Below are 20,838 nucleotides of genomic sequence, written 5' to 3'. Positions count from 1 at the left end.
GGCCTGCCGCAGGCACTCCGCGGCCGCTACCTCTACGCCGGGTCGTGCGCGCCGGCCAGTTCCAGCAGGCGTGCGGGGATGCGATGCAACGGCAGCACTTCCTGCGCTGCGCCGAGTCTGACCGCCGCCCCGGGCATGCCCCAGACCACGCTGGTGGCCTCGTCCTGGGCCAGGGTTGCCGCCCCGGCGTTGCGCAGTTCCAGCAGGCCGCGGGCGCCATCGTCGCCCATCCCGGTCAGCACCGCGGCCACCGCGTTGGCACCGGCGCTGCGTGCAACCGAATGGAACAGCACGTCCACCGCCGGGCGATGCCGGTTGACCGGCAGGCCGGCGTCGATCCGGCAGCGCCAGCGCGCGCCGTCGCGGATCACGCGCAGGTGATGGTCGGCAGGCGGCAGGTAGGCATGGCCAGGCAGGATCGCCTCGCCGTCGCTGGCCTCGCGTACCAGCATGGCCGAATGCCGGTCCAGGCGCTCGACGAAGGCACGGCTGAAGCTGCCCGGGATGTGCTGGGTGAGGACGATGGCCGGTGCGTCCGCCGGCATCTGTTCGAGGACCACGCGGATGGCCTCGGTGCCTCCGGCCGAGGCGCCGATGGCGATCAACCGGTCGGTGGTGCGGAAGCGCGCGGCCAGCGGCCGTGGCGGCGTCCGGCTCGGCTCCAGCCGCTGCATCGCCCGTGGCAGCGCCTGGACCCGCGCGCGCGCGGCCGCCTTGACCTTGGCCACGATCTCGTCGGCGTATTCCTGCAGCCCCTGGGCCACGCCGATCCTGGGCTTGGTGACGAAGTCCACGGCACCCAGGGCCAGCGCCTGCAGGGTGATGTCGGCGCCGCGTTCGGTCAGCGAGGACACCATCACCACCGGCATCGGCCGCAGGCGCATGAGGTTCTCGAGGAATGCCAGGCCGTCCATGCGTGGCATCTCCACGTCCAGGGTCAGCACGTCCGGGTTCAGGCGCTTGATCTGCTCGCGCGCCAGCAGCGGGTCGGCGGCCGTACCGACCACCTCGATCTGGCGGTCGCGCGAGAGCAGTTCGGTCATGAGTTGGCGAACCACGGCCGAGTCGTCGACCACCAGTACCTTGATCGGCATCAGAACAGCTCCACTCCGCCGCTGACCGGGCTGCGCGACAGGCGTGCACGCACGACGGACTCGGCAGCGGCCACTTCGGCGCCATGCGCGTGCGGCAGGCGGTGCACCATCACCTTGCCGGTATCGGGGAAGAACCAGACCTTGCGTGGATGGATGCCGCACAGGTCCTCGGCGATCACCGGGATCTGCTCGGCATCCAGGTAGGTGCGCACGAACTCGGCATTGCGCGTGCCCACCGGGTTGCTGGTGAAGCCCTTCAGCACGTTGGCCCCGCCAAACACCTTGGCCTCGAGGCGCTTGCGGCTGCCGCCGCGCTTGAGCAGTTCGTTGATCAGCACTTCCATCGCGTAGCTGCCGTAGCGGGCCGGCGCGCCGTCGCCGCTGTTGCCCTCGGGCAGCAGGAAGTGGTTCATGCCGCCGATGTTGAGCAGCGGGTCGCGGATGCACGCGGCCACGCACGAGCCAAGCACGGTGACCAGCGCGGTCCCGTCGTCCACGACCAGGTACTGGGTGGGCAGCAGCTTGGCCGCAGGCACCTGGAACTGCGGGTCGCGGTAGCGCAGGATCTCGCCCGCTTCGAGTGCGGCAATGCTCATGTGCGCACCGCCGCGCCATGGCGCCGGTACACGGTGCGCCCGCACGACTGGATCAGGTCGACCGCGTGCAGGTAGTTCTCCGAATGGCCGGTGTAGAGCAGGCTGTGTTCGTCCATGTGGGTGATCAGCCGGGACAGGATCGTGCGCTGCGTCGCCTTGTCGAAATAGATCATGACGTTCCGGCAGAACAGCGCGGTAAAGGTCCCACCCACCTCGTAACGCGGTTCCTGCAGGTTGAGCTGGCGGAACTCCACCAGCGCGCGCAGCGCGGGGCTGACCCGGCAGCGGCCCTCGTTGGGCCCGGTGCCGCGCTGGAAATAGCGCCGGCGCAGGTCATCGTCCAGGTCGGCGATGCGGTCCAGCGGATAGACCCCGCGCTGGGCGGTGGCCAGCACCTGGGTGTCGATGTCGGTTGCCAGGATGCGCACCGGCGGGGTGAGCGTGCCGAAGGCCTCGCAGGCAGTGATCGCCATCGAATAGGGTTCCTCGCCGGTGGAGGCCGCGCACGACCACAGGCGGATGCTCTTGCCGCGGCCCACCGCGGTCAGTTGCGCGCGCAGGCGCTCGAAATGGTGCGGTTCGCGGAAAAACGCGGTCAGGTTGGTGGTGAGCGCGTTGGTGAACGACTGCCACTCCGGCGCGTCCGGGTCGGCGTCGAGCATGTCCAGGTACTGGCTGAAGCTGTCCACGCCCAGGCTGCGCAGGCGCCGCGAGAGCCGCCCGTAGACCATGTCGCGCTTGGCCGGCGCCAGGGCAATGCCGGCGCGCATGTGGATCATCTGGCAGACCCGGCGGAAATCGCGCTCGGCGAACGTGAATTCGCGCTGGTCCGGAGGGTGCGGCAGTTGGGCGCTCATCTCGGGTCGGCGGGCTCGGGACGAAGGGACGGGGGAGACTGCACCAGCAGATATCGGCGCGGCGCCGGCGAAGTTGACCCGTGCAGGGTGGCGCGCACGGCGTCCGGCCGCCGCCGGCTTCGGGCCCTGGCAGCCAGGGCGGTGCTGGCGGCGCCCACCTCAGGCCGCCGGGGGCAGGGCCTGGCGCGGCACGGGCTGCGCATCGTCCTGCGCGTCGGCCAGCGCGTGCGCGGCTGCCGGTGCGTCGGTGGCGGCGATGCGGAACACGGCGATCTCCGCGGACAGTTCGGTGGCCTGTTCCTCCATCGTGCGGGCGGCGGCGGACGCTTCCTCGACCAGGGCGGCGTTCTGCTGGGTGGTCTCGTCCATCTGCGCGATGGTCTGGTTGACCTGTTCGATCCCAGACGCCTGCTCCTGCGATGCGGTGGAGATCTCGGCCATGATGTCGGTCACCCGCTGCACCGAGGCCACGATCTCGCCCATGGTCTTGCCGGCCTGGTCGGCCAGCGACGAGCCATTGGACACCTTGTTGGTGGAGTCCTCGATCAGCGCCTTGATCTCCTTGGCCGCGGTGGCGCTGCGCTGGGCCAGCGAGCGCACCTCGGTGGCGACCACCGCGAACCCGCGGCCCTGTTCGCCGGCGCGTGCGGCTTCCACGGCGGCATTGAGTGCCAGGATGTTGGTCTGGAAGGCGATGCCGTCGATGACCGAGATGATGTCGGCGATCTTGCGCGAGGACGCCTGGATGTCGGCCATGGTGGTCACGACCTGGTCGACGACCTGGCCGCCCTGCGAGGCGACGGCGGCCGCGCCCACGGCCAGCTGGTTGGCCTGGCGCGCGTGGTCGGCGTTCTGCTTGACGGTGGAGGTGAGCTCCTCCATCGAGGCTGCGGTTTCCTCCAGGTTGGCCGCCTGCTGCTCGGTGCGGCGCGACAGGTCGTTGTTGCCCGAGGCAATCTCCACCGAGGCGGTGCTGATGGCGGTGGAGGCGGCCTGGATCCGCGACACGATGGAGGTCAGCTGGTCCACGGTGGTGTTGGCGTCATCGCGCATGCGGGCGAACACGCCGTGGAACTGGCCTTCCATGCGTGTGGTCAGGTCGCCTTCGGCGATCGAGCGCAGCAGGGACGACAACCCGGCCAGGCTGCGGTCGGACGCCTCGGTCATGGCGTTCAGGCCCTGGATCATGTCCTTGAAGTCGTACTGGAAGGCCTGCGCATCGCCGCGTTGGCTGAAATCGCCGTTGGCCGCTGCCGCTGCCAGGCGCTTGATCTCGCCGTTGATGGCCAGCAGGCTGGCCTTGGCCGCGTCCATGGATTCGTGCAGCGAGGCCCGGGTGCCGGGCAGCCGGCGTGCGTCGCGCGACAGGTCGCCACGGGCATAGTCCTGGAGGACGTCGGTGGCGTCGGCGATCGCGTCCAGGTGCTCGAACATCATGGTGTTGATGCCGACGGCCAGTTCGCCATAGATGCCGGGGAAGTCCTCGGGCATGCGATGGGCGATGTCCGGCCCGGCATGCTGCTCGATCATGTGCCGGGTCTGTGCCGAGAAGCGCTCCAGCATCTGCACCATGCCGTCGGTGGCCTGCAGCATCTGTCCGACCTCGTCATGGCCGTGCTCGCCGGTGCGGACACTCAGGTCGCCGCGGGAGACGCCACGCACGGAGGCCAGCGCACGCCCGACCGAATCCAGGATCCCCCCGCCGATGGCCCAGCCGATGGCCATGTTCAGCAGCACCAGCAGGCCGCCAGCCAGGGTCATGATGCCGGTGAACTTCAGCGCCTGCGCCCGGGTGTCGTCCAGGTACACGCCGGTGCCGATCACCCAGCCCCATGGCGCGTGCAGCGCGGCATAGGATGTCTTGGGCTGGGGCGAGTTTTTGCCGGGCTTGGCCCAGGCGTAGTCGACGAAGCCACCGCCCGCCTGCGCCACGCGCACGAATTCGGGGAAGATGCGCTTGCCGTCGGCGCTGAGCACGTCGGCGATGGGTTTGCCGATCAGGTCCGGGCGCGAGGGATGCATCAGCATCCGCGGTTCCTTGTCGGTGACGAAGAAATAGTCCACCCCGCCCGCGGCCTGCATCCGGGCCAGGGCGTCCAGCGCGGCTGCCTGCGCGGCGGCCTCGTCCAGTTCGCCTGCCTCGGCCTGGCGCGCGTAGTCCTCCACCACGTTCATCGCCATTTCCACCCGCCCGTTCACCCCGTTCTTGCGGGTCTGGTTCAGGTCCACGTACTGCAGGCGTGCGGCCACCACCGCCAGGATGATGATGCCGGCGGCCACGCAGGTGCTCTGCATCAGGAACTTGCGCTTCATCGGCATCCGCGAGAGCAGCCGGTGGATCGCGCGCGTTGGATTCATGGATTCGTTCCCGGACGATAGGTTGCCAAGCCGTTATCGGCTGCCGGCACGGAATCTTTTGGTCACGCCGCGTCGATGCCCGCGGCCATGCCGGAAACGGCGATGGCCCGGCGGTTGCCGGGCCATCGCACGGTGCAGCGGTGGTGGGCCAGGGGCTAGAACTCGGCCCAGTCCGCCTCGTTGATGACCGTGGCTGCGATCTCGGCCGCGCGTGGCGTGGCGGCGCGGGCAGGCGCGGCCTTGCGCGTGACGGGGCGCTTGGCAACCGCAGGGGCGGTGGCTGCTCCGGCCTTGGGCGCGGGTGCCGCTGCCGGTGCAGCGGTGCCGGCGGCAATGCGGAACACCGCGATTTCCTGGGACAGTGCGGCCGCCTGTTCCTCCATGGCGCGTGCGGCGGCGGAGGCTTCCTCGACCAGGGCGGCGTTCTGCTGGGTGGTCTCGTCCATCTGCACGATGGTCTGGTTGACCTGCTCGATCCCCGACGCCTGTTCCTGCGAGGCGGCCGAGATCTCGGCCATGATGTCGGTCACCCGCTGCACCGAGGCCACGATCTCGCCCATGGTCTTGCCGGCCTGGTCGGCCAGCGACGAGCCATTGGACACCTTGTTGGTGGAGTCCTCGATCAGGGCCTTGATCTCCTTGGCCGCCGTGGCGCTGCGCTGGGCCAGCGAGCGCACCTCGGTGGCGACCACCGCGAACCCGCGGCCCTGTTCGCCGGCGCGTGCGGCTTCCACGGCGGCATTGAGTGCCAGGATGTTGGTCTGGAAGGCGATGCCGTCGATGACCGAGATGATGTCGGCGATCTTGCGCGAGGATGCCTGGATGTCGGCCATGGTGGTCACGACCTGGTCGACGACCTGGCCGCCCTGCGAGGCGACGGCGGCCGCGCCCACGGCCAGCTGGTTGGCCTGGCGCGCGTGGTCGGCGTTCTGCTTGACGGTGGAGGTGAGCTCCTCCATCGAGGCTGCGGTTTCCTCCAGGTTGGCCGCCTGCTGCTCGGTGCGGCGCGACAGGTCGTTGTTGCCCGAGGCAATCTCCACCGAGGCGGTGCTGATGGCGGTGGAAGCGGCCTGGATCCGCGACACGATGGAGGTCAGCTGGTCCACGGTGGTGTTGGCGTCGTCGCGCATGCGGGCGAACACGCCGGCGAAATCGCCTTCCATGCGGGTGGTCAGGTCGCCTTCGGACAATGCGGTCAGCAGGCCGGACACCTCGGCCAGGCTGGTCTCGTTGGCTTCCAGCAGGGTATTGAGCTGCTGCGCCAGCTGCAGCAGGAAGCCGTGCTTGTCGTCGGTGCCGACGCGGCCGGTCAGGTCGCCGGCGGCGGCGGCCGCGACGATCCGGGCGACTTCCTGCTCAACCTGCACCTCGACGGTGCGGTCGCGCCATTCGCACACGGTGCCCACGCTCTCGCCGGCCTCGTTGAAGATCACCGACACGTTCTGGGCAAAGCAGGCTTCGCCGTAGCGCATCTCGCGCTGGGCGCGGCCGTCCTTCTCCAGTTGCGCGACGAAGGCCGGGTCCACTTCGCCACCCTGTTCGAACACCGCCAGCGATTGCCCGGCCAGCGGCTGTTCCAGGTCCAGCCCGGGCAGGGTGGAGGTGATCTCTTCGGCATGGCCTTCCACCATCCGGGTCAGCGCCGGGTTGGTGTAGACCACTTCCATGTCGCGGTCGGTGATGATCAGGCCGATCGAGGAACTCTCCAGCGCGGTACGGATGCGCAGGTTCTCGTTGGCAGCGGCCTGGTCGCGCTCGGTGCGCTCGCGCAGGTCGTGCTGCATGCGCTGCATGGCCTTGAGCAGGTCGCCGATCTCGTCGGCGCGGCTGCTGTCGATGGTGCTGTCCAGCTTGCCGCCGGCCACGTCGTTGGCCACGTTCACCGCGTCGCGCGTGGCCCGGGCCACGCTGCCGGCCAGGAACCAGGCAATGGCCAGGCCGCCGGCGATGCCGGCCAGCATGATGACCACGATCAGGGTGCCGGAGAAGGCATAGGCGCTGCGCGCGTTGGAACCGGCCTGGGCGGCCTGGCGATCGGCCTCGGCAACCAGGCCGACAATCGCGCTGGTGGTGCTGTCGTGCAGGTCCTGGGTCTCGCCCAGGAAGGTATCCAGGGCGTCGTCGGGCAGCTCCAGGTCGATCATCTCGTTGACCGACTCGTAGGAGGCGTGGGTCTGGCCCCAGGCCTCGACGAACTCGTCGTACAGCTTGCGCTCGGCCGGGGTGGTCACCAGCTTGTCGTAGGAGGCGCTGGCCTCCTCGATGGCACCGGCCAGTTCGACGGCGCGCTTGCGTGCGTTGGCCTTGGCCGTATCGCTGGCGCGGACCAGGCCGCGGTAGGAGACGATGCGGTACTCGTTGACCAGGGCCCGCAGCTCGGCGGCGGTGGACACGGTATCGATGCTGTTGCCGGCCAGGTGCGTGGTCGAGCGGTTGAGCGAGGCCAGGCCGAGGTAGGCGCCGACGCCCTGGACGACCATCAAGGCCAGCACCACGCCAAAGGCCAGCATGAGCTTGGGGGTGAGCTTGATGTTGTTGAGCCAATGCATGGAGGGAGTCCCCTGGGCTTCGGGCGGAGCCGGCCGGAGCTGTCCGGCCGGGCACTGCAGTTCGGTTACTTGAGGGTGGCCAGCTTGATGTTGGATGGCGAGGTCACCTCGACCTCGGCACGGCTTGCATCACGCTTGATGGTGCCGATGATGCACACGTCGCGGCCCTCCAGTTCTTCCGGGGTGGGCTTGAACTTGTCGCGCTGGCTGCCGGGAATGCGTGCCGAGAAGGTATGGCGCGGGAAGCTGCCGCCCATGTAGAGGAAGGTCGGCTCGCCCTCGGAGTTCTGCGCGTAGCGGGTCTTCTCCACCTTTCCGCAGACCATGCCGTCCTTGCCAACGTGGCGTACCGCCTGCTCGGCGGGGATCGCTTCCTGCGCAGACACGGCCAGCGGCGACAGTGCCAGCAGCGCGGCGGCCGTGGACAGCAGCTTGGCAGTAGGGTTCATCTCGGGACTCCAATGGCAACGGTGAGGATTTCGGGCCTCTGCAGGGCCCTGTACCTTCGCTATCGGCGCGTGGCCCCCGGACTTTAGAAATCAGGCTGCGACTTCAAGCAGCGCTTCAGGTCCCAGGTCGGCGCTGTCGAGCAGGGTTTCGATGTCCAGCAGGATCAGCATCTGCTCGTCCACGGTGCCGATGCCCGAGATGAAGCGGGTATCGACCGCGGCTCCGAACTCGGGCGTGGGCCGGACCTGGTCCTCGCCCAGCGGCACCACATCGGACACGCCGTCCACGACGATGCCCACCACCCGGTCTTCCACGTTGAGCACGATCATCACGGTGAAGCTGTCGTAGCGCACGTCCTTCAGGCGCAGCTTCAGGCGCAGGTCGATCACCGGCACGATGGTGCCGCGCAGGTTGATGACGCCCTTGATGTACTCGGGCGCATCCGGGACGCGGGTCACCGAATCGTAGCCGCGGATCTCCTGCACCTTGAGGATGTCCACCCCGTAGTGCTCGTCGCCAAGGGTGAAGGTGAGGTATTCGCCGGTGTTCGGGGCCGGGGTGCTGCTCATGAACGCGCTCCTGGGAGTGACCGCGCCCGGCGCGGTGGTTACCCGGGACATCGGCCCGCGCGGCCATAACTTTAGGCGCCGGCTACACCGCCCGGCGCTCGCGCGCGTTGCGCTGGCGCTCGACCTGGAAGATGTATCGCAGGATCTGCTTCTCGGCGGCGCCGGGCAGGTCCAGGTAACGGCAGCCCACCCGCAGGCTGGTGCCGGCAGGGGTTTCGTGCGGCGCCATCCAGGCCACCTGCAGGCGTACCGGGATCGGTTCGCTGTCCGGCAGGTGCAGCAGGCAGCCCGCCAGCTCGGCGCGGGGCTGGAACCGCGATTGGTCCTCGTCGCGCACCGACAAGGCCAGGCCGCCGCCGCTGAGGTCGGCCACCCGCAGCTGCAGCGGCGGTGCCCCGGCTTCGACTTCGGCCGGCGTGGGGGCCAGTTGCAGGGTGACCACCGGGCCGGGGATCAGCGCCAGCCGGTACAGCTCGCGCCGCTGCAGCTTGAGCAGCGCGTCCGGCATCTGGGTGGAAAAGGCGGCGCGGCCTTCCACCTGGACCCGGACCAGGCCGGCCAGCCGGAACTGGATGCGGACCCGGTCCAGCTGCGAGATGCAGGTCAGGTGGTGGGCGTCGGCGACGCGCTGGTTCAGCACTTCCTGCTGGCTGCCGTCGATCAGCAGGACGCCGTTCTCGTCCAGCTCCAGCAGTGCGGTCGGGCAGGGCAGCCCGCCGGGCATGATGTACGCGCTGATCAATGCGCGGTTGTCGATCAGTGCCTGCAATACACGCGCGATTTCGCGAGGATCGTGCAGCGTATAGCGTGCATCCTCGAGCTCCATCGGTTCCGCCAGGGTTTTGTGGGCAGCCGGCATCGTCAGGGCGAACGGATCGGGGTAGGGCCTCTAGGGCCTATCGGCATGCCAGCGCGGAAGTTGACCGCACGCATCGGCGCCGACGGGGCCGTGCCACCGCGAACGCCGCGCGTGGCCAGCCCATGGTGCCATCCCGGGCCGGACTGCGGTACACGGCTGCGCGATGCAGGGAGCGCGGCGGCTCAGGCGGCTTGCGGCAGGGACTGCTGGCGCAGCCGCACCAGCCCGCCCACGTCGACGATCAGGGCCACGCGGCCGTCGCCGAGGATGGTGGCGCCGGAAATGCCCGGCACCCGGCGGTAGTTGCGCTCCAGGTTCTTGACCACCACCTGCTGCTGGCCCACCAGTTCTTCCACTTCCAGCGCCAGTTTCCGGCCTTCGCCCTCGACCACCACCACCAGCGACTCGCGCTGCCCGCCGTGGTAGCCGTAGTGGTCGGCCAGCGACAGCATGGGCAGGTATTCGCCACGCACGCGCAGCACGCGGCCTTCGCCGGCGACGGTGCGGATGTCGTCGGGCTGTGGCTGCAGCGCCTCGAGCACGTGGCTGAGCGGCAGGATCACGACTTCGCCGCCTGCCGACACCACCATGCCATCGAGGATCGCCAGGGTCAGCGGCAACCGGATCACCACCCGGGTGCCGTGGCCGTCGCGGCTTTCCAGCTGGACTTCGCCGCCCAGGGCCTGGATGTTCTTGCGCACCACGTCCATGCCCACGCCACGGCCGGACAGGTCGGTGACCGCGTCGGCGGTGGAGAAGCCGGGCTGGAAGATCAGGTCCCAGACCTGGGCATCGCTGGGGTTGTCCGGCACCTGCAGGCCGCGTTCGAGGGCCTTGGCCAGGATCTTGTCGCGGTTGAGCCCGCGGCCGTCGTCGGCGACCTCGATCACGATGTGCCCGCCCTGGTGCGAGGCGCCCAGGGTGATGGTGCCGGCCTCGTCCTTGCCGGCGGCCTTGCGGTCGTCCGGCATTTCCAGGCCGTGGTCGATGGAGTTGCGGACCAGGTGCACCAGCGGATCGGCGATCTTCTCGATCAGGCCCTTGTCCAGTTCGGTGCCCTCGCCGATCGTGCGCAGGCGCACCTGCTTGCCCAGGCGGCTGGACAGGTCGCGCACCAGGCGCGGGAAGCGGCGGAACACCGCGTCAACCGGCAGCATGCGCACGCCGATCACCGCTTCCTGCAGGTCGCGGGTGTTGCGCTCCAGCAGCTCCAGGCCGGCGAACAGGCGCTCGGCCTGGGCCGGGTCCATGCCGCCGCTGACCTGCTTGAGCATGGCCTGGGTGATGACCAGTTCGCCGACCAGGTTGATCAGCGCATCGACCTTGTCGACGCTGACCCGGATCGAGCTTTCGGCCTCGCCGGCATGGCCGCTGGCGGGGACGGCGACCGGCCCGGCCGGCGCGGCTGCCGGTGGCGCGGCCGGCCCCGGCCCGGCGGCGGGTGCCGCGGCCTCGGCGGCGGCAACCGCATCGGCCGCGGCGGGCTGCTGCGGCTGGATGTCCAGCTCGCAGTCGTCCACCACCCAGGCGAACACGTCGTCGATGGCGCTGCGCGGGACCTTGGCGCGCAGGCCCATGTCCCATGCAATGCAGGCTTCCAGCGGGTCGAGCTGGGCGAAGGCGGGCAGGCGATCGAGCCTGGCATCCACATCCAGCTCGCCCAGGTGTTCGAGCTCGCGCAGGATGCGCAGCGGGTCGTTGCCGCTCATGAACAACGAGGGCGACGGCGCGAACGCGATCCTCCAGCCCTCCGGCTCCGCTTCGGCCGGTGCCTTGGCGGGCGCGGCGGCTTCCTCGGCGGTGCCGTTCAGTTCGGCTTCGAGGCGGGCGTGGACGGCGGCCACCGCGGACGGATCGGAAGGCTTGCCATGCTCGGCCTCGGCCAGCAGCGCGCGCAGCACGTCCACCGAGCCCAGCATCGCGTCCAGGGCGCTGGCTGCCAGCGCGCGCTTGCCGGCCCGGATCTCGTCCAGCAGGGTCTCCAGGACGTGGGTCAGCGCCGCCATCTTGTCGAACCCGAAGGTCGCCGCGCCACCCTTGATCGAATGCGCGGCGCGGAACACCGAGTTGACCACTTCCGGGTCCAGGCTGCCGCCTTCCAGCGCCAGCAAGCCGGCCTCCATCGCGTCCAGGCCCTCGCGGCTTTCCTCGAAGTAGGTGGCGTGGAAACGTTGCAGGTCCATGCTCATGGGGCGCGGCTCGTGCGGTAAACGGGAATGCGGGGCGGGGCGGCGGTCAGCCCAGGACCTTCTGGACCGTGGCGACCAGTTGTTCCGGGTTGAATGGCTTGACCAGCCAGCCGGTGGCGCCGGCGGCCCGGCCCTCGGCCTTCTTGTCGGCGGCCGATTCGGTGGTGAGCATCAACAGCGGGGTGAACTTGTAGTCCGGCAGGCCGCGCAGGGCGCGGATCAGCGAGATCCCGTCCATGTTCGGCATGTTGACGTCGGTCACCACGGCGTTGAAACGCTCGCCCTGGGCGCGGCCCAGTGCAACCTGGCCATCCTCGGCTTCTTCCACCGCAAAGCCCGCGGAGGTCAGGGCGAAGGACACCATCTGGCGCATCGAGGCCGAATCGTCCACTACCAGAATGCGTGCGCTCATGCGGCGTTCTCCACGGGTTGTTTCATGTTGTCCGGTTGGTTCCCGACCAGCCCGAGCTGGCCGGACAGCCCGAGCAGGCGTGCCGCGTCGCGCAGGGTGTCGCTGCAGTCCGCCAGTTCGGTGCGGTGGCCCTGCTTGGCGCGGCAATTGAAGAACGCGCACAGCACCTGCAGCGCGGCGGTGTGTACCCGCTGAACCGCACCGGCATCCAGTGCCAGTGCAGGTTCGTCCAAATGCGCCGCCAGGCGGTCCTTCAGCCCGGCGCTGGCCTCGATGCCGAGGTCTTCGCCAAGGGGCACGGTGTTCATCGCATCTCCGCCCGATCTGGATTTGAGGTTCGATTGGATAGCGGCCACCGGCAACGGACCTTTAGCCGGTGTCGGCCGGGGCCAGCAGGCAGGAGGCATCCAGCAGGATCATCAGCTCGGCCGATTGCCGGGCGATGCCGCGGAACAGCGCGCTGTGCAGGCGGCCGCCGCGGGACGTGGCCGGAGGTTCGATCTGCGGGTCGGTCAGGCTGATCACGTCCTCCACCGCCGACACGCGCAGGCCCAGGGTTTCGCCATCCTCCTCCAGCACCACGATCCGGGTGGCGGTGGTGTCCACCAGCGGGGCCTGGCCCAGGTGCATGCCCAGGTCCATCACCGGCACCACCTGGCCGCGCAGGTTCATCACTCCGAGCATCTCGCGCTGGGTGCCGCGCAGCGGCAGCAGCGGCGTGGGCAGCACCACTTCCTGCACCTTCAGCAGTTCCAGCCCGTAGGCCTGGCTGGCGCAGCGCAGGCGCAGCCAGCGCGAGCTGCGGTCGGCGGCGCGACGGTGTGATCCGGGAGGGACGTCGTCGCCAACCTCATCGGTCGCTGCGGGGCGGGGCGCGGGTGCGGGCGTCGGTGGTGGCGCAGGCCTTGGCGCCGGAGCCGCAGCGCGGGGGGGTGCCGGCACCCGTGGCGGGGCGGCCACAGGCGCCGCAGGAACAGGTGCCGCAGGAACAGGCGCCTCAGCCTCGGCCGCTGCAGCGACCGGCTCGGCTGGGGCGGGCGTGGATGCCGGTACTGCCGGGGCAGGCGAGGGGGCTGGCGCCGCTGCCTGGTTGCCGGCACCGAGCAGGCCGTCCAGGTATTCGTCCAGGGCGGCGACCGCGTTCATGCCGCACGCTCCAGCAGTTGCTGGTCCTCGGCCAGGATCCACTCCAGCGCGCGCTTGTAGGCGGACAGCGCCCGGCCCGGGTAGCCGCTGTCCTCGCCTGGCGCCTGCACCAGCAGTTCGGTGTTGCTGATCCGCGTGTCCACCGGAATGGCGTCTTCCCAGACCAGCGCGCCGTGGTCGTCCTGCATTTTCTTCAGTGCGTCCTGGCCGGCGCGGGTGCGGCGGTCGTACAGGGTGGGCAGCACCGACGCCGGCAGCGGACGCTGGCGCGAGCGCTCCACCATCTCCACGGTCCGGCACATGCCGGCCAGGCCGTGCAGTGCAAGCGGTTCGGTCTGGGTGGGGATGATCACGCGGTCGGCCGCGGCCAGCGCGTTGATCATCAACAGGCCCAGGGTGGGTGAGCAGTCCAGCAGCACGTAGTCGTGCTGGCCGCTGTGCCGGGTCAGGGCCTGGCTCAGGGCCAGGCCCAGGCCCGGCTGGTTGGCGCTGCGTCGTTCCAGGGTGGCCAGGGCCGGCTGCGCGCAGACAAAGGACAGGTGCTCGATGGCGCCTGGCCGGGCCAGTTCTGCCAGGGTCTGCGGCGGCGCCGAGAACAGTTCGAGCACGCCTTCGGGCGGCGGGTCGGCGGGGACGCCGAAGGCGCGGGTGAGCGACGCATGCGGGTCCAGGTCGACCAGCAGTACGCGGTGGCCGCGCAGGGCCAGCCCGCGGCCGAGGGCGAGCGTGGTCGTGGTCTTGCCCACGCCGCCCTTCTGGTTTGCGATCGCCCACACACGCATCGGATGGATCCTCCTTCAGGGGGTGGCGTTGGCCGGTCCGCTGGCCCCGCCCGAGGCGGTTGCCGGCGCTCCCTGTACCGATATCGGCGTCGAAGCCTGTGGCTTGACCGTCGTGTTCGATGCCGTGGCATCGTCCGGGTTGGCCAGCACGATCAGCACGACCCGGCGGTTGCGGTTGCGCCCCTCCTGGGTGAGGTTGTCCGCACGTGGACGGTACTCGCCGTAGCCGACCATGGCCAGGCGCTGCGGGGTCACGCCCTGGGAGACGAACAGGTGCACCACGCTGGCGGCACGGGACGCCGACAGCTCCCAGTTGGACGGGAACTGCACGGTATTGATCGGGATGTTGTCGGTGTAGCCTTCCACCCGCACCGGATTGGGCACGTCGCTCAGCACTCCCGCCAGCTTGGACAGGACCGCGCGCGCGGACAGGTCCAGCGAGGCCGACCCGGTGCCGAACAGGATGTCGCTGTTGATCTCCACCTCCAGCCACAGGTCGGCGCGCTTGATCGTGATCAGGCGCGCGTCCACCAGCGGCGCCAGTGCGTCCTCCAGGCGCGCGGCGATGTCGCCGAGCTGGCGCTGGGCGCGCTGGACCGCCTGGCGGCTGGTCACATCCATGGGCGTGCCGGTGCGCATGTGCGAGGCCAGCGCCGGCAGCAGGGTGGGATTGGGCGCGGGCGAGGGCGCCGACGGGCCCTGCTTGGCGCCGGACTTGATCGGCGAGGGCCGGTCGAAGTCCGCGCCCTGCAGTTGATGGTTGCCCACCTGGACCGGATTGATCGTGCGCGGCGCCCCGCCGAAGGCGGCGGTCAGCGCGTCGGCCATCACCCGGTACTTGCCCTCGTTGACGGTCGAGATGGCGTACATGACCACGAAGAACGCCAGCAGCAGCGTCATCAGGTCGGCGTAGGGGATGGCCCAGGCCTCGTGGTTCAGATGCTCTTCGTGTTTTTTCCTGCGCGCCATCGTCTGCGGGCCTCAGTGCAGGAAGCCGGCCAGCTTCGATTCGATGTTGCGCGGGTTTTCGCCCTGGGCGATCGCGATCAGGCCCTCGATGATCATCTCCCGCTCGCCGGTGCGGCGTGCGATCACGCTCTTGAGCTTGGCGGCGATGGGCAGGAAGAACAGGTTGGCCGAGGCGATGCCGTAGATGGTGGCGGTAAACGCCGCGGCGATGCCGTGGCCCAGCTTGCTCGGGTCGGCCAGGTTCTTCATCACCGCGATCAGGCCGAACACCGCGCCGATGATGCCCAGGGTGGGCGCGTAGATGCCCATGCCCTCGAATACCTTGGCTGCGGCCAGGTCGTGGTGTTCCTGGCTGCCCAGGTCGATCTCCAGCATGTGCCGGATCTGTTCCGGCTCCACCCCGTCCACCAGCATCTGCAGGCCCTTGCGCAGGAACGGATCGGCCTGCTCGGACACCTGCTGCTCCAGGCCCAGCAGGCCCTGGCGGCGGGCGATGTTGCTCCACTCGATGATCTGCCCCATCAGCGCCTCGCGGTCGGCGGCGGGCGGGCGCAGGATCCAGCCCACGATGCCGAACGCGCGGCGGAAGACTGCCGGCGGCGTATGCACCAGGATCGCCGCGATCGTCCCCAGGATCACGATCACGAATGCGGCCGATGACCACAGCGAGCCGAGGCCGGCTCCCTTGAGGATGCTGCCGCCGATCAGTGCGACCACTGCCAGTAGCAGGCCGACAAGGCTGAGGATGTCCATGTGGTCCGTATCGGCGCGCAGTCATGAAGACTTGAGCGGGCGGTGTGGCGACGGCTGCCAGCCACGCGCCGATGAGACGCAGGTCAAGGTTTGGGCGGCATGCGTCGCGCAATCACCGGCACGCCTGCGGCAGCGGCGCTGCGGCCGTTGCCGAAGGGATTGCCCGCGTGCGGTTCAGCCGAACAGCCGTGCAAGCATCCGTGCACCGCCGGTCCACACCCCGATTGCGGTCCCCAGCGAGGTCAGGAAGAAGTTCAGCAGCACGCGCGCGACCCGGTTGCGCCACCAGCCACTGAACGTGTTGACGTCGTCGCGCAGGGCCATGAAATCGGCGTGGGTGGGCTTGCGCACCCAGGCTTCGATCAAGGCGCTGACCGTGCCCGACGCCAGCGCCGGGTGCAGCGGCGTGAACGGCGAGGACACGAAAGCGCCCAGGATGCTCAGCGGATGGCCGCCGGCGACCAGGCAGCCCAGGGCGCCCAGGCCGCCGGTCCACAGCACCCAGTACAGCATCAGGTCGGCGCCGACCTCGAACCCGCCGCTGGCAAACCCCCAGGCGAAGCCGCCCAGCAGGAACGCCGCGATCAGCACCTCCATCCACGGGAACCGCGACTTCTGCCTGACGGTTTCCAGCTCCTGCAGCAGTTCGGCCGGGGCCGCACTGTCCTCGGCCAGGTGGCGCGCCAGGCCCGCCAGGTGGCCGGCGCCCACCACCGCCAGCACGTTGCGCGGAGCCCCGGCTTCCTGGCGCAGGCGCGCGGCCATGTAGCGGTCGCGTTCGGCGATCACCGCTTCGTACAGGGCAGGGCTGTGCGAGGCGAACTCGCCGAAGCTGGCCTCCAGCATGTCGCCCTGCTTGAGCTTCTCGATCTCCTCGTCGCCCACGTCCTCGTCGCCGAACATGGCCACCAGGATGCCGGCGCCGGTCCTGGCCCGTGCCCACCAGCCCAGCGACTGCATCGCGCGGCGGAAGGTCAGGCCGACTTCGCGGTCGATCAGTTGTACCGGCAGGCCGAGCGCGCGCGCATCGGCCACCGCCGCCTTGAGTTCCGCACCGGGCTCCACGTCCAGTTGCTCGGCAAGCCGGCGCTGGTACGCCGACAGGGCCAGGTTGGCCACGAACAGGTGGGCCTTGCCCTCGCGCAGCACGCGCACGATGTCCAGCCGCGCCAGCGCGGACGGATCGGTCAGTGACTGCAGCCGGCCGGGGTCCAGTTCCACCGCCACCGCGTCATAGGCACCGCTGGCGACGGCCGCGCGCACCGCCTCGACGCTGGCGCGGGAAATGTGGGCCGTGCCGAGCAGCGTGTAGCGCACGCCTTCGCGCTCGACGATGCGATGGGGCTGGTCGTGCAGAGGGTCGGCCACGGGGGCCGCGGAGGTTTCTGCGCTCATGTGCCGCTCAGTCGATGTAGCGCTTGAGCAGGCCGTCGTAGGCGTCGATCCGGCGGTCGCGCAGGAACGGCCAGATCCGGCGCACATGCTCGCTGCGCTCCAGGTCGACGTCGCAGACCAGCACGGTGGGGTCGGTGCCGGTCTGGGCGATGAACTCGCCCTGCGGGCCGAGCACGTGGCTGTGGCCCCAGAAATCGACGCCCGATGCGCCCAGCGGCGAGGATTCATGGCCCACCCGGTTGCACGAGAGCACCGGTAGGCCGTTGGCCACGGCGTGGCCGCGGTGGCTCAGGATCCAGGCGTCGCGCTGGCGGTCCTTCTCGTCCTGCGTGTCCTCGGGGTCCCAGCCGATCGCGGTGGGGTAGAGCAGCAGTTCGGCACCGGCCAGTGCCATCAGGCGCGCCGCTTCCGGGTACCACTGGTCCCAGCACACCAGCACGCCAAGGCGCCCGACCGAGGTGTCCACCGGGGTGAAGCCCATGTCGCCCGGAGTGAAGTAGAACTTCTCGTAGAAGCCCGGGTCGTCGGGGATGTGCATCTTGCGGTACTTGCCCAGCAGGCTGCCGTCCTTCTCCAGCACCACCGCGGTGTTGTGGTACAGGCCGGCCGCGCGTCGTTCGAACAGCGAGCCGACGATGACCACGCCGTGCTGCCTGGCCAGCGCGCCCAGGCGCGCCGTGCTCGGGCCGGGGATCGGCTCGGCCAGGTCGAATTCATCCACCGATTCGTGCTGGCAGAAATAGGCGCCGTTGTGCAGCTCCTGCAGCAGCACCAATTGCGCGCCCTGCGCCGCAGCCTCGGCCACGCGCGCCTCGATCACCGCCAGGTTGGCGACGGCATCGCCGTGGTTGCGCTCCTGGACCAGGGCGACGGAGAGGGTCTTGCGGGTCATCTCTTTCCGTGGGTTCAACGTGGATGTGGGAATGGTAACCCGGGCCATGCGCACGGGACCTGAAACGCGCGCGTAACGCCCACGACATGCAGGCCGCGGCCGCCGGTGCCAGGCACGTATCCCGTGGCGTCCGGGCTGCGCGATCAGCGGCCCAGGCCAGCAGGTAGTTGCATGGTGATGCAGTGCAGGCTGCCGTTCTGCCAGATCAGCGGGCGGCAGGGCACCTGCACGATCTCGCGGTCCGGGAAAGCCCGGGCCAGCACTGCGGCGGCGCGGTCATCGGTTTGTCGCGCGTCGGGCGTGCCGCCGTAGGCCGGCATCAGCACCGCGCCGTTGACGATCAGGAAGTTGGCATACGACGCGGCCAGGCGTCGGCCCTGGTCCAGCACCGGTGCGGGCCACGGCAGCGGGAACAGCCGGTACGGCCGGCCGTCGGCGGTGCGCAGGCTGGCCAGTTCGGCCGCCATGGCCTGCAGCCCCGGGTAATGGCTGTCGGACGGGTCGTCGCAGGCCTGGAAGACGATCGCATCGGTGGCGGAAAAACGCGCCAGGGTGTCGATGTGGGCGTCTGTGTCGTCGCCTTCGAGCGCGCCGTGCTCCAGCCACAGCACCCGGTCCTGGGCCAGCCACTGGCGCAACTGCGCGTCCAGTTCCTCGCGGCTGGCCTGCGGGTGGCGCTCGTGCAGGCACTGCCAGGTGGTCAGCAGGGTGCCGGCGCCATCGGTCTCGATGCCGCCGCCTTCCAGCGCGAAGTCGATGCGCTGCCGCGGCGCGGCGCCGAACAGGCCCTGTGCGGCCAGCGCTTCCACCAGGCGGTCGTCGCGCCCGGCCTCGAACTTGCCGCCCCACGCGGTGAAGCGGAAATCCAGCACGCGCAAGCCGCCGCCCTCGCGCAGCACGATCGGGCCCGAATCGCGCAGCCAGGTGTCGTCGTAGTCGAACGCGATGAAGCGCACCTTCGACATGTCGACCCGGGCCGAGCGCAGGCGGGCCTCGGCATAGGTCTGCAGGTCGTCGTCGGCCACGCAGATCCATGCCTGCTGGAAGCGGGTGATGGCCGCGACCAGGGCGATGTAGGTGTCCTCGACGTCGCCCAGGCGCTCGGCCCAATCGGTGCCGGCATGCGGCCACGCAAGCAGGATCGCGGACTGGGGTTCCCACTCCGCCGGGAAGCGCAGGCTGTCGTTCATTTTTGCAAAAAGGCTCCGCCACGCCGGGGCATGCCCGGCTCATCGATTCAATCGGATTCCCGCACCGGGGTGCGGGGCTTGCGGGCGGTTGCTCCGGGCCCGGCCCGGGCCCGCTCAGCGGATCGGCGGCTTGGGCCCGATCTCGTTGGGGCTGGCCTGGTGTGCCACCACGTCGATCACCCGGCTCTTCTCGAAGTAGACCACGTAGTCGGCGTAGACCCAGCGGTTGATGGTGGGCCACTGGCGCTTCTGCCCGCCGCGCGGGTCCAGCTTCTGCTGCGGGGCGCCGAAGCGGGCCTCCACCTCGGCCATGGACAGGCCGCGCGCGGGTGCATTGGCCACGGGCTGCTGGGTGCGTTCGACCAGCAGGGTCTCGGCCTGGGCGGCGGCGGGCAGGCCCAGCAGGGCCAGCAACGGCAGGATGTACAGGCGGTGCTTCATCGCGGTGTCTCCCCGGTTTGACCGCCGCCGGCTGGCGGTGGTGTGCGTGCTCAGGCGGCGATTGTAAGCAGAACCGGCCGCAATGCGCTGGCACGCGTGCCGTGGCCACCGTCTGCCGCAGGGCACACAGGCGGCGCCGGGCCGGTGGCGCACCACCCGGAAACGCGGAAGGCCGCATCGCTGCGGCCTTCCGTTGCGCGTCGTGGCAGGCGAACCTGCCACCGGGCTCAGCGCTGGCGCGCCTTGAAACGCGGGTTGGACTTGCAGATCACGAAGACCTTTCCGCGGCGGCGGACCACCTTGCAGTCGCGGTGACGGGCCTTCGCCGACTTCAGGGAGGACAGGACTTTCATGACACACCTCGGGAGGACGACGGTTGGGGAGCCAGGGCCACAATGGCCGGGGCACGGAAACAAGCCCGCCATTCTAGCGGCGATTCCGTTGTGGTTTCAAGCGTTTGCGCTGCCGGCTGCGGTACGGGGCAGGCGCCACGCTACAATCCGGCCCCCGCACGCTGTCCGGAAACGCCATGACTGCTCCCGCCCCCGTCCTCACCATCGACGGCCCTTCGGGCGCGGGCAAGGGTACCGTGAGCCGGATCGTGGCCGCGCGCCTGGGCTGGCACTACCTGGATTCGGGCGCACTGTACCGGGCGGTCGGGGTGGCGGCCAGCTGGGCGGACCTGGACCTGTCCGACCCGGCCGCGCTGGTGCGCTGCACCCGCGATACCTCCATCGATTTCCGTGAAGGCGAGGGCGGGGCAGGGCTGCGGGTACTGGTCAACGGTACCGACGCCACCGACGAACTGCGGCTGGAAACCACCGGCGCCCTGGCCTCGGCGATCGCCGCCATTCCCGAGGTCCGGGCAGCGCTGACGGAGCGCCAGCGCGCCTTCCGGCGGGCGCCGGGCCTGGTCGCCGACGGCCGCGACATGGGCACGGTCATCTTCCCCGACGCCACGGCCAAGGTGTTCCTGACCGCCAGTGCCGAAGAGCGTGCCCTCAGGCGACATAACCAGTTGAAGGACAAAGGGGTTTCGGTTACATTCGCCGACCTGCTGCGGGAAATCCTTGCCCGCGACGCCCGCGATGCCCAGCGCGCGGTGGCACCGCTGAGGCCGGCTGATGACGCCGTCCTCATCGATACCACCGGCCTGTCCATCGAGGCGGTCGTCGAATGCGTACTGGCCCTGTTGCCGGGCCGCACCGCCTGATCGTCGTCCAGCGCCGCAAATCCGGGATGCCACGCATGCAGGGGCGCGCAAGCGCCAAGGCGCCGCCGTGGACGTCCTCGGCGGTTTTTTCAATCCAACCACACAAGGCGCCTGCACGGGCCTG

At 69.9% G+C, this 20,838-nt stretch carries 20 protein-coding genes and 1 pseudogene; 1 reads left to right on the top strand and 20 read right to left on the bottom strand.

What is annotated here, in order from left to right; all coding sequences use genetic code 11:
- Positions 1-32: 32 nt before the first annotated feature.
- The 20 genes and pseudogenes from ACEJ41_RS07120 to ykgO form a co-directional block, all read right to left on the bottom strand.
- The gene (locus ACEJ41_RS07120; RefSeq protein ID WP_374011601.1) at positions 33-1,094 is read right to left on the bottom strand and encodes a chemotaxis response regulator protein-glutamate methylesterase; all 1,062 of its coding nucleotides are present in this window, start codon (positions 1,092-1,094) and stop codon (positions 33-35) included.
- Positions 1,094-1,690, bottom strand: coding sequence for a chemoreceptor glutamine deamidase CheD (gene cheD / locus ACEJ41_RS07115; protein WP_374011600.1), 597 nt, complete (start codon positions 1,688-1,690; stop codon positions 1,094-1,096). Before cheD ends, ACEJ41_RS07120 begins: the two co-directional genes overlap by 1 nt.
- The gene (locus ACEJ41_RS07110; protein ID WP_374011599.1) at positions 1,687-2,547 is read right to left on the bottom strand and encodes a CheR family methyltransferase; all 861 of its coding nucleotides are present in this window, start codon (positions 2,545-2,547) and stop codon (positions 1,687-1,689) included. The genes cheD and ACEJ41_RS07110 overlap by 4 nt, the downstream gene beginning before the upstream one ends.
- A 159-nt stretch (positions 2,548-2,706) precedes the next feature.
- The gene (locus ACEJ41_RS07105; RefSeq protein ID WP_374011598.1) at positions 2,707-4,905 is read right to left on the bottom strand and encodes a methyl-accepting chemotaxis protein; all 2,199 of its coding nucleotides are present in this window, start codon (positions 4,903-4,905) and stop codon (positions 2,707-2,709) included.
- 155 nt (positions 4,906-5,060) lie between these two features.
- A complete protein-coding gene (locus ACEJ41_RS07100) occupies positions 5,061-7,454 on the bottom strand; it encodes a methyl-accepting chemotaxis protein (protein ID WP_374011597.1) in 2,394 nt (797 codons plus the stop codon).
- A 65-nt stretch (positions 7,455-7,519) separates the two neighbouring features.
- Positions 7,520-7,903, bottom strand: coding sequence for a hypothetical protein (locus tag ACEJ41_RS07095; RefSeq protein WP_374011596.1), 384 nt, complete (start codon positions 7,901-7,903; stop codon positions 7,520-7,522).
- A 90-nt stretch (positions 7,904-7,993) separates the two neighbouring features.
- Positions 7,994-8,473, bottom strand: coding sequence for a chemotaxis protein CheW (locus tag ACEJ41_RS07090; protein ID WP_374011595.1), 480 nt, complete (start codon positions 8,471-8,473; stop codon positions 7,994-7,996).
- A gap of 82 nt (positions 8,474-8,555) precedes the next feature.
- On the bottom strand, positions 8,556-9,299 hold the full coding sequence (locus tag ACEJ41_RS07085) for a flagellar brake protein (protein WP_374011594.1): 744 nt from the start codon (positions 9,297-9,299) through the stop codon (positions 8,556-8,558).
- Between the two features lie 215 nt (positions 9,300-9,514).
- On the bottom strand, positions 9,515-11,521 hold the full coding sequence (locus ACEJ41_RS07080; protein WP_374011593.1) for a chemotaxis protein CheA: 2,007 nt from the start codon (positions 11,519-11,521) through the stop codon (positions 9,515-9,517).
- Between the two features lie 46 nt (positions 11,522-11,567).
- Entirely contained in the window at positions 11,568-11,933 is a 366-nt protein-coding gene (locus ACEJ41_RS07075) for a response regulator (RefSeq protein WP_374011592.1), read from the bottom strand.
- Complete coding sequence (locus ACEJ41_RS07070) at positions 11,930-12,241, bottom strand: lipid asymmetry maintenance protein MlaB (protein ID WP_374011591.1); 312 nt, start codon at positions 12,239-12,241, stop codon at positions 11,930-11,932. The genes ACEJ41_RS07075 and ACEJ41_RS07070 overlap by 4 nt, the downstream gene beginning before the upstream one ends.
- 61 nt (positions 12,242-12,302) lie before the next feature.
- Positions 12,303-12,992, bottom strand: a pseudogene (locus tag ACEJ41_RS07065) (chemotaxis protein CheW); the annotation flags it as partial.
- Between the two features lie 83 nt (positions 12,993-13,075).
- Complete coding sequence (locus tag ACEJ41_RS07060) at positions 13,076-13,861, bottom strand: ParA family protein (protein WP_374011590.1); 786 nt, start codon at positions 13,859-13,861, stop codon at positions 13,076-13,078.
- A gap of 15 nt (positions 13,862-13,876) precedes the next feature.
- Positions 13,877-14,830 (bottom strand): flagellar motor protein MotD, encoded by a 954-nt coding sequence (gene motD / locus ACEJ41_RS07055; RefSeq protein ID WP_374011589.1) that lies wholly within the window; start codon positions 14,828-14,830, stop codon positions 13,877-13,879.
- 12 nt (positions 14,831-14,842) lie between these two features.
- A complete protein-coding gene (locus ACEJ41_RS07050; protein WP_374011588.1) occupies positions 14,843-15,583 on the bottom strand; it encodes a flagellar motor protein in 741 nt (246 codons plus the stop codon).
- A gap of 174 nt (positions 15,584-15,757) precedes the next feature.
- Entirely contained in the window at positions 15,758-16,978 is a 1,221-nt protein-coding gene (locus ACEJ41_RS07045) for a TraB/GumN family protein (RefSeq protein ID WP_374011587.1), read from the bottom strand.
- A 7-nt stretch (positions 16,979-16,985) separates the two neighbouring features.
- A complete protein-coding gene (locus ACEJ41_RS07040; protein WP_374011586.1) occupies positions 16,986-17,870 on the bottom strand; it encodes a carbon-nitrogen hydrolase in 885 nt (294 codons plus the stop codon).
- 143 nt (positions 17,871-18,013) lie between these two features.
- On the bottom strand, positions 18,014-19,060 hold the full coding sequence (locus ACEJ41_RS07035) for an agmatine/peptidylarginine deiminase (protein ID WP_374011585.1): 1,047 nt from the start codon (positions 19,058-19,060) through the stop codon (positions 18,014-18,016).
- 114 nt (positions 19,061-19,174) lie between these two features.
- Positions 19,175-19,501 carry a hypothetical protein gene (locus tag ACEJ41_RS07030; RefSeq protein WP_374011584.1) on the bottom strand — a complete coding sequence of 109 codons (327 nt, stop codon included), beginning with the start codon at positions 19,499-19,501 and terminating at the stop codon, positions 19,175-19,177.
- A gap of 227 nt (positions 19,502-19,728) precedes the next feature.
- Positions 19,729-19,854: a type B 50S ribosomal protein L36 gene (ykgO, locus tag ACEJ41_RS07025; RefSeq protein ID WP_010342887.1), complete on the bottom strand. Its 126-nt coding sequence runs from the start codon at positions 19,852-19,854 to the stop codon at positions 19,729-19,731.
- A 176-nt stretch (positions 19,855-20,030) separates the two neighbouring features.
- Between ykgO and cmk the strand changes: the two genes are divergently transcribed.
- On the top strand, positions 20,031-20,714 hold the full coding sequence (gene cmk, locus ACEJ41_RS07020) for a (d)CMP kinase (RefSeq protein WP_374011583.1): 684 nt from the start codon (positions 20,031-20,033) through the stop codon (positions 20,712-20,714).
- Positions 20,715-20,838 lie beyond the last annotated feature (124 nt).

Origin of the sequence: Pseudoxanthomonas koreensis, from assembly GCF_041890415.1 — a bacterium.
In the GTDB taxonomy this organism is placed as follows: Bacteria; Pseudomonadota; Gammaproteobacteria; order Xanthomonadales; family Xanthomonadaceae; genus Pseudoxanthomonas; species Pseudoxanthomonas koreensis_A.
The sequence above is the reverse complement of the archived record's forward strand: the minus strand, read 5'-3'. Positions and strand labels throughout refer to the sequence as shown.

Coding starts and splice junctions, on each gene's coding strand:
- ACEJ41_RS07120 (WP_374011601.1), bottom strand. CDS start 1,094: ATGCCGATCAAGGTACTGGTGGTCGACGACTCGGCCGTGGTTCGCCAA.
- cheD (WP_374011600.1), bottom strand. CDS start 1,690: ATGAGCATTGCCGCACTCGAAGCGGGCGAGATCCTGCGCTACCGCGAC.
- ACEJ41_RS07110 (WP_374011599.1), bottom strand. CDS start 2,547: ATGAGCGCCCAACTGCCGCACCCTCCGGACCAGCGCGAATTCACGTTC.
- ACEJ41_RS07105 (WP_374011598.1), bottom strand. CDS start 4,905: ATGAATCCAACGCGCGCGATCCACCGGCTGCTCTCGCGGATGCCGATG.
- ACEJ41_RS07100 (WP_374011597.1), bottom strand. CDS start 7,454: ATGCATTGGCTCAACAACATCAAGCTCACCCCCAAGCTCATGCTGGCC.
- ACEJ41_RS07095 (WP_374011596.1), bottom strand. CDS start 7,903: ATGAACCCTACTGCCAAGCTGCTGTCCACGGCCGCCGCGCTGCTGGCA.
- ACEJ41_RS07090 (WP_374011595.1), bottom strand. CDS start 8,473: ATGAGCAGCACCCCGGCCCCGAACACCGGCGAATACCTCACCTTCACC.
- ACEJ41_RS07085 (WP_374011594.1), bottom strand. CDS start 9,299: ATGGAGCTCGAGGATGCACGCTATACGCTGCACGATCCTCGCGAAATC.
- ACEJ41_RS07080 (WP_374011593.1), bottom strand. CDS start 11,521: ATGAGCATGGACCTGCAACGTTTCCACGCCACCTACTTCGAGGAAAGC.
- ACEJ41_RS07075 (WP_374011592.1), bottom strand. CDS start 11,933: ATGAGCGCACGCATTCTGGTAGTGGACGATTCGGCCTCGATGCGCCAG.
- ACEJ41_RS07070 (WP_374011591.1), bottom strand. CDS start 12,241: ATGAACACCGTGCCCCTTGGCGAAGACCTCGGCATCGAGGCCAGCGCC.
- ACEJ41_RS07060 (WP_374011590.1), bottom strand. CDS start 13,861: ATGCGTGTGTGGGCGATCGCAAACCAGAAGGGCGGCGTGGGCAAGACC.
- motD (WP_374011589.1), bottom strand. CDS start 14,830: ATGGCGCGCAGGAAAAAACACGAAGAGCATCTGAACCACGAGGCCTGG.
- ACEJ41_RS07050 (WP_374011588.1), bottom strand. CDS start 15,583: ATGGACATCCTCAGCCTTGTCGGCCTGCTACTGGCAGTGGTCGCACTG.
- ACEJ41_RS07045 (WP_374011587.1), bottom strand. CDS start 16,978: ATGAGCGCAGAAACCTCCGCGGCCCCCGTGGCCGACCCTCTGCACGAC.
- ACEJ41_RS07040 (WP_374011586.1), bottom strand. CDS start 17,870: ATGACCCGCAAGACCCTCTCCGTCGCCCTGGTCCAGGAGCGCAACCAC.
- ACEJ41_RS07035 (WP_374011585.1), bottom strand. CDS start 19,060: ATGAACGACAGCCTGCGCTTCCCGGCGGAGTGGGAACCCCAGTCCGCG.
- ACEJ41_RS07030 (WP_374011584.1), bottom strand. CDS start 19,501: ATGAAGCACCGCCTGTACATCCTGCCGTTGCTGGCCCTGCTGGGCCTG.
- ykgO (WP_010342887.1), bottom strand. CDS start 19,854: ATGAAAGTCCTGTCCTCCCTGAAGTCGGCGAAGGCCCGTCACCGCGAC.
- cmk (WP_374011583.1), top strand. CDS start 20,031: ATGACTGCTCCCGCCCCCGTCCTCACCATCGACGGCCCTTCGGGCGCG.